5 protein-coding genes and 1 pseudogene are annotated in these 6,272 nt (G+C 64.2%); 5 read left to right on the plus strand and 1 reads right to left on the minus strand.

Going from position 1 to position 6,272, the window contains the following annotated elements; all coding sequences use genetic code 11:
• The first annotated feature begins 139 nt into the window (after nucleotides 1–139).
• The 5 genes and pseudogenes from WFM69_RS19135 to WFM69_RS19150 all read left to right on the plus strand — a co-directional run bounded on the left by WFM69_RS19135 (nucleotide 140) and on the right by WFM69_RS19150 (nucleotide 3,393).
• Nucleotides 140–412 (plus strand): hypothetical protein, encoded by a 273-nt coding sequence (locus tag WFM69_RS19135; RefSeq protein ID WP_337007420.1) that lies wholly within the window; start codon nucleotides 140–142, stop codon nucleotides 410–412.
• Between the two features lie 148 nt (nucleotides 413–560).
• On the plus strand, nucleotides 561–773 hold the full coding sequence (locus WFM69_RS19455; RefSeq protein ID WP_442928478.1) for an IS3 family transposase: 213 nt from the start codon (nucleotides 561–563) through the stop codon (nucleotides 771–773).
• Nucleotides 774–827: 54 nt separating this feature from the next.
• Nucleotides 828–2,093: an IS21 family transposase gene (istA, locus tag WFM69_RS19140; RefSeq protein ID WP_337007422.1), complete on the plus strand. Its 1,266-nt coding sequence runs from the start codon at nucleotides 828–830 to the stop codon at nucleotides 2,091–2,093.
• Nucleotides 2,090–2,905 (plus strand): annotated as a pseudogene (gene istB / locus WFM69_RS19145) (IS21-like element helper ATPase IstB). Before istA ends, istB begins: the two are co-directional and overlap by 4 nt.
• 197 nt (nucleotides 2,906–3,102) lie before the next feature.
• Nucleotides 3,103–3,393, plus strand: coding sequence for a DDE-type integrase/transposase/recombinase (locus tag WFM69_RS19150; protein WP_337007424.1), 291 nt, complete (start codon nucleotides 3,103–3,105; stop codon nucleotides 3,391–3,393).
• 664 nt (nucleotides 3,394–4,057) lie between these two features.
• On the opposite strand, the gene WFM69_RS19155 is transcribed toward WFM69_RS19150, so the two are convergent.
• On the minus strand, nucleotides 4,058–6,272 hold a 2,215-nt coding region (locus WFM69_RS19155; protein ID WP_442928477.1), incomplete at its 5' end, for an RCC1 domain-containing protein.

The following is a 6,272-nucleotide window of genomic DNA, read 5'->3' on the forward strand; positions in this document are numbered from 1 at the left end:
CCCGCCTCACCCTCGTCACCGACACCAGAACCGAGGTGAACACCGACACCGTCCTCGAGCTCAGCGCCTAACCGAAAACAACAGCAGAAGGATCACCGACCGCTACACCACGTGCTGGGGCTTGACCCGTGCTGTCCGTATGGTCGCCGAGGTGCGCCCTGATTTTGCGAGCGAGTACGAAGCGATAGCCGCGGTCGCGCAGATGCTTGGTATCGGGCCATCGGAGACAATCCGGACCTGGGCCCGCCGTAACAAGGGCGACGCCGGCGAACGGCCCGGCGTCACGACCGAGGCGGCGGAAGAGATCAAGCAAACCAAGCTCGAGAACGCCGAGTTGCGACGCGCGAACCAGATGTTGAAGGCGGCTTCGACTTTCTTCGCGGCCGAGCTCGACCGGACACAGAAGCGATAGTCGCGTTCATCGAGGAGCACAAGGACCGTCGAGATGGAGGTCTGCGGTGGGGTGTCGATTCGATCTGCGACGTGCTACCCAGCACGGCGTGAAGATCGCCCCATCGACCTACTACGACGCGAGAGGCCGTGGCCCTTCCCCGCGAGAGGTGTCGGACAAGCGGTGGAAGCCGAGCATCCTCACCACGTGGCAGGCGCAGCGGAAGGTGCTCGGGGCCCGCAAACTCTGGCTGAGGTTGCGCCGTGATGGGCACGACATCGCACGCTGCACGGTCGAACGGCTCATGCGGGAGCTGGGGGCGCCGGAGTCGTCTGTTGGAAACGCAAGCGTCCGGTCGACAGTGCTGTTGATGCCGAGTTAGAACGAACCCTCTTTTCCCGAATCGGGATTGACCCACCTCCTCGAAGCTAGGGAGGTGATCACGATCGATACATGGGCAGAGATTCGTTGGCTGCATTGGTCTGAGAAGGTTCCGATCCGGGAGATCGCTCGCGATCTTGGTGTGGCCAGGAACACGGTTCGTGCGGCGTTGCGGACGGAGGATCCGCCCGCTCGGGTTCGTGGGCCACGAGGCTCGTTGGTCGATGCGTTCGAGCCGAGGATCCGGGTGTTGCTCGCGGAGCACCCTCGTATGCCAGCGACGGTGATCGCGGAGCGGGTCGGGTGGGAGCATTCGTCCTCGATCTTCCGGGACCGGGTCGCGCAGATCCGTCCGGAGTACCGCACGGCTGACCCGGCCGATCGGCTGTCGTTCACCGCGGGCGAGGTGATCCAGTGTGATCTCTGGTTTCCGGAGACGCGGATCCCCGTCGGCGGCAGGCAGGACCGGATACTGCCGGTGCTCGTGATGGTGTCCGGGTTCTCCCGCCAGATCGAGGCGGCGATGCTGCCCTCGCGTCAGGGCGGTGATCTGACCGCGGGTATGTGGTCGCTGCTGGAGCGGTTCGGCGGGATCCCGAAGAACCTGCTCTGGGACCGGGAAGCAGCGATCGGCGGGACCGGCAAGCCCACCCTCCTCGTCGCCACGTTCGCGGGGAGCCTGGGCACCAGGATCAAGCTCGCCCCGCCCCGGTACCCGGAGACGAAGGGCGTGGTCGAGCGCGCGAACCGCTACCTGGAGACCTCGTTCCTGCCAGGCCGGATCTTCCAGGACCCGACCGACTTCAACGCGCAGCTGGCGCAATGGCTGACCGAGAAGGCGAACCGGCGCTTGGTCCGTTCGACCGGCGCGCGGCCCGTCGAACGAGCCGTCGAGGATCAGCGGGCGATGCTGCGGTTGCCGCGGACCGCTCCGTCGACCGGCTTGACCAACAGGATCCGGTTGGCTCGCGACTACTACGTCCGCGTTGAGGGCAACGACTATTCCGCGGATCCTGCGTTCATCGGCCGATTCCTCGATATTCGAGCCTCCCTGACCGAGGTTCGCATCACCTGCGACGGCCAGCCCGCGGGACTGCACGCCCGGTCCTGGCAGACCCGTCAGACGATCACGGACCCCGCCCATGTCGACGCTGCAAGCCGGATGAGGCAGCTGCGCCGCAGGCAGGAGCAGACCCCACGAGTTCGCACCCACGAGGACGGCCACCGGGTTCAGCTGCGCGCTCTCACTGACTACGACGCCCTCTTCGGCGTCGACTTCCAGACCACCAGTCCGACCACCTATGAGCAAGAAGCACGATGACCACGAAATCGACGACCGCGGCGACGATCCCGAAGAACGCGGAGCAGGTCTCCTCGAAACTCGCTTACCTCGCCCGAGCGCTGAAGACCCCCACGATCGGGCGGGTCTGAGACGAGCTCGCCACGAGAGCACGGGACGAGAACTGGTCGCATGAGGAATGCCTCGCCGCGGTCCTGGAACGCCAGGTCGCGGACCGCGAGTCCGCCGGCACGATCATGCGGATCCGGACCGCGCACTTCCCGCAACTGAAAACGATCGAGGACTTCAACCTCGATCACCTCCCCAGCCTGCGGAAAGACCTCCTCGCGCACCTGGCCACCAGCACCTACGTCGCGAAAGCAGAGAACGTGATCTTCCTCGGCCCTCCCGGACTCGGGAAGACGCACCTCGCGATCGCGCTCGGCATCAAGGCCGCCTACGCCGGCTACTCCGTGCTGTTTGACACCGCGAGCAACTGGATCACCAGGCTCTCTGACGCGCACCGAAAAGGACAGCTCGAGGCGGAGCTGAAGAAGATCCGCCGCTACAAACTCATCATCATCGACGAGATCGGCTACATCCCGTTCGACACCGACGCCGCGAACCTGTTCTTCCAACTCGTCGCGTCCCGCTACGAGCAAGGATCGATCCTCGTCACCAGCAACCTGCCCTTCGGGCGCTGGGGCGAGACCTTCGGAGACGACGTCGTTGCGGCCGCGATGATCGACCGCCTCGTCCACCACGCCGAGGTCCTCACCCTCTCCGGCGACTCCTACCGCAGCCACGGCCGCCGCGAGCTGCTCTGCCAAGGCACCCGCGCCGAACAGAACTGACCCGGGTCAAAACCAGTTCGGCAACCCGCTACAGTTCAACACAGGTGGGTCAACCCCGATCGGCAGAAATGGGTCAGTTCTAACCCGGCGTCAACAAGTGCGCTGCGGGAGAGCAGGCCCGCTGACCTCCGCGACCGGCACTTCTGGCGGTTCCGCACCGACCAGCTCTGGGGCGCCGACTTCATATATGTCAGGACGTGGTCGGGAGGGTGTATGTCGCGTTCGTGTTCGACGCGCACTCCCGCCGCGTCCTCGGCTGGCGCGCGGCGACCAACATAACCACCCCGCTCGTTCTCAACTGCCTCGAGATGGCGTTCTTCGCCCTCCGCCGCGAGGGCGTGACCGGATTCGCCGGGCTCACACACCACACCGAACCGAGCAGCGTCTACACCTCGATCGCCTTCACCGACCGGCTCGTGGGCGGGGGCATCGACCCGTCAGTGGGGTGCGTCGCCGACGCATACGAAAGCTCCCTCGCGGAGTCGTAGATCGGGCTCTACAGGTTCGACCTCATCCATCACGAAGGCCTGTGGCAGGACGTCGTGCAAGTCGAAGCAGGAACCGCGCCCTGGGTTCTCTGGTTCAACAGCGAGCGCCCGCAGGGCTCGGTCGACGATCTCACGCCACTCGTAGTCGATCAACTCGACTATGCCCGTATCGAACCGGTTCAAAGAGCCGGTTGATACTAGAAAACCCCTCTCTGGACATGCCGGGGCGATTCATAGCTGCGAAAGGACAGGCCTGCGGAGTCTCAATGGCCTGGACCGGGATCGCTGGTTGACGCGTTCGAGGCGCTGCTTCGGGCGCTGTTGGCCGAGTTTCGGAGGACGCCGGCGACGGTGATCGCGGATCGGGTCGACTGGCAGTATTCGGCGCTCACGGTCACGCTCAAATGGGACGTCACGAGCGCGGCTGATGCCGGCACCAGATCATCACGGCCTCGGACTGCATCGCCCCGAGGTAACCAGACTTGGCCAGGTCGCGATCCGATCTCTCGCCAACTACGAGGCCCTGCTCAGCATTGACTTCGACCCCACGTCAATCACCAGCAAATACCAGTTGTGCCCCACTCCGCCGGGGAACGGCTTCGTGGGGCACAACTGCTTACTAGTCGGTCACGCTAAACAAGCCGCGGGAAAGACCATGCGTGTCCTACTGCTTCTGACGTTTCTTCAGAACACGGTTCGTCACCACGAGACCGCCCCCCAAAAGCAGAGCAGCAAGACTTAGGAACAGCAAACCCTGCTCGGAACCGCCACCAGTGATCGCCAGGCCACCTTCGGTCTTCGTACCCCCAGGGGTGCCCGGCTTCGACGTCCCGCCGCCACCCTCGTGCTTCTGCGTCACCGTGAGTTTCGCAGCATCACTGGTCGCACTGCCCGCGCTATTGGACGCCGTCGCCCGATACAGGAACCCATCGTTTGCTTCACTCCCCACGACAGTCAGCGTCAGTCCGTCGTTCGAGAGCTTCGCAGTAGAGTCAGCGCTCACCGCTTGCCAGGTCATTCCACCGTCACGAGATAGCTGCCACTTCACCATCGGTTCGGGAGTACCAGTCACTTCGACAGAGAACTCTGCCAGGGCCCCATCCTTGACGGCCTGATCCTTCGGGTTCGTGATCTTCGGAGCAACCGGAACCGGCGCTGTCTTGGTAACAGTCAGCTTTGCCCCGGCACTGGTCGCACTGCCCGCACTATTGGACGCCGTCGCCCGATACAGGAACCCATCGTTTGCTTCACTGCCCTTAACAGTGACCGTCAGTCCGTCACTCGAGACCGTCGCGTCAGGGTCCACGGTGATCGCTTCCCACGTCGCCCCGTTGTCCCGGGAGACCTGCCACGTAACTGCGGGTGCCGGAGTACCCGTCGCACTGACCTCGAACGACGCGTTCGCACCATCAACCACAGTCTGGTCCGAAGGATCAGTCACCGTCGGCGCAACAGCAAGGGGCTCAAAAGTAAAGCCATCCGTGTACGTGATCGGGGTTTGCGCGACACCGTTCCACGTCCACGACACCACCACATCAACCGCACCTGCCCCGTGAGCAGGAGTCGTCACCGACCAACTCCCATCCGGATTCTGCACCAAACCCGTCCCCACCGTCCCACCAAACACCACCGACGTCACCACCACCGAGTTCTTCACCACGACCGGGACACTACTGCTCGTGGTACTACCATCACCCAACTGGCCGCTGCCGTTGTCCCCCCACGCGTAGGCATTCCCATCCGAACCCAACGCCAACGAATGGTAGCCGCCCGCGTCGACACTGGTGAACGTCACACCTGCGGGCATCGTCACCGACACCGGAACACTGCTATCCGTGGTGGAACCGTTACCCAACTGACCGAGGTTGTTGTTCCCCCACGCGTAGGTTTTCCCATCCGACCCCAACGCCAACGAATGGTAGCCGCTTGCGCTGACGCTGGTGAACGTCACTCCTGCGGGCATCGTCACCGCTACCGGGACAAGGCTATCCGTGGTGGAACCGTTACCCAACTGACCGAGGTTGTTGCGCCCCCACGCATAGGCTTTCCCATCCGAACCCAACGCCACCGAATGGTAGTCGCCCGCGGTGACGCTGGTGAACGTCACTCCTGCGGGCATCGTCACCGCTACCGGGACAAGGCTATCCGTGGTGGAACCGTTACCCAACTGACCGAGGGAGCCCCCTCCCCACGCGTAGGTCTTCCCGTCTGAGCCCAGAGCCACCGAATGGTAGGCGCTTGCGCTGACGCTGGTGAACGTCACTCCTGCGGGCATCGTCACCGCTACCGGGACAAGGCTATCCGTGGTGGAACCGTTACCCAACTGACCGGAGGTGTTGTACCCCCACGCGTAGGCCTTCCCGTCCGAGCCCACAGCCAACGAATGGCTAATGCCTGCGCTGACGCTGGTGAACGTCACCCCCGCAGGCATCATCGCCGCGACCGGGACACTGCTGCTCGTGGTCGAGTTGTTGCCCAACTGACCGGAGGTGTTCCACCCCCATGCGTAGGCCTTCCCATCCGAACCCATAGCCAACGAATGGAAACCGCCTGCGCTGACGCTGGTGAACGTCACCCCCGCGGGCATCGTCACCGCGACCGCGACACTGCTACCCTCGGTGGCACCGTTACCCAACTGACCGTCAGGGCTCCACCCCCATGCGTAGGCCTTCCCATCCAAACCCAGAGCCAACGAATGGTAGGCACCCGCACTCGCCTGGGCGAACGCGGTGGAAAGTGCGGGGATGGTGACCTGAGTGCCGCCAGCAGCGGATCCGGTCCCGGGATCAATTCCCGTCGCCGCGGACGCACCCGCCCCGGACCCCAAAGCAACAAAAACCGCGAGCACCGCGCCGACACCCCAACGCCACCCCTGCACG

Origin of the sequence: Microbacterium sp. LB12, from assembly GCF_037150835.1 — a bacterium.
Lineage (GTDB): Bacteria > Actinomycetota > Actinomycetes > Actinomycetales > Microbacteriaceae > Microbacterium.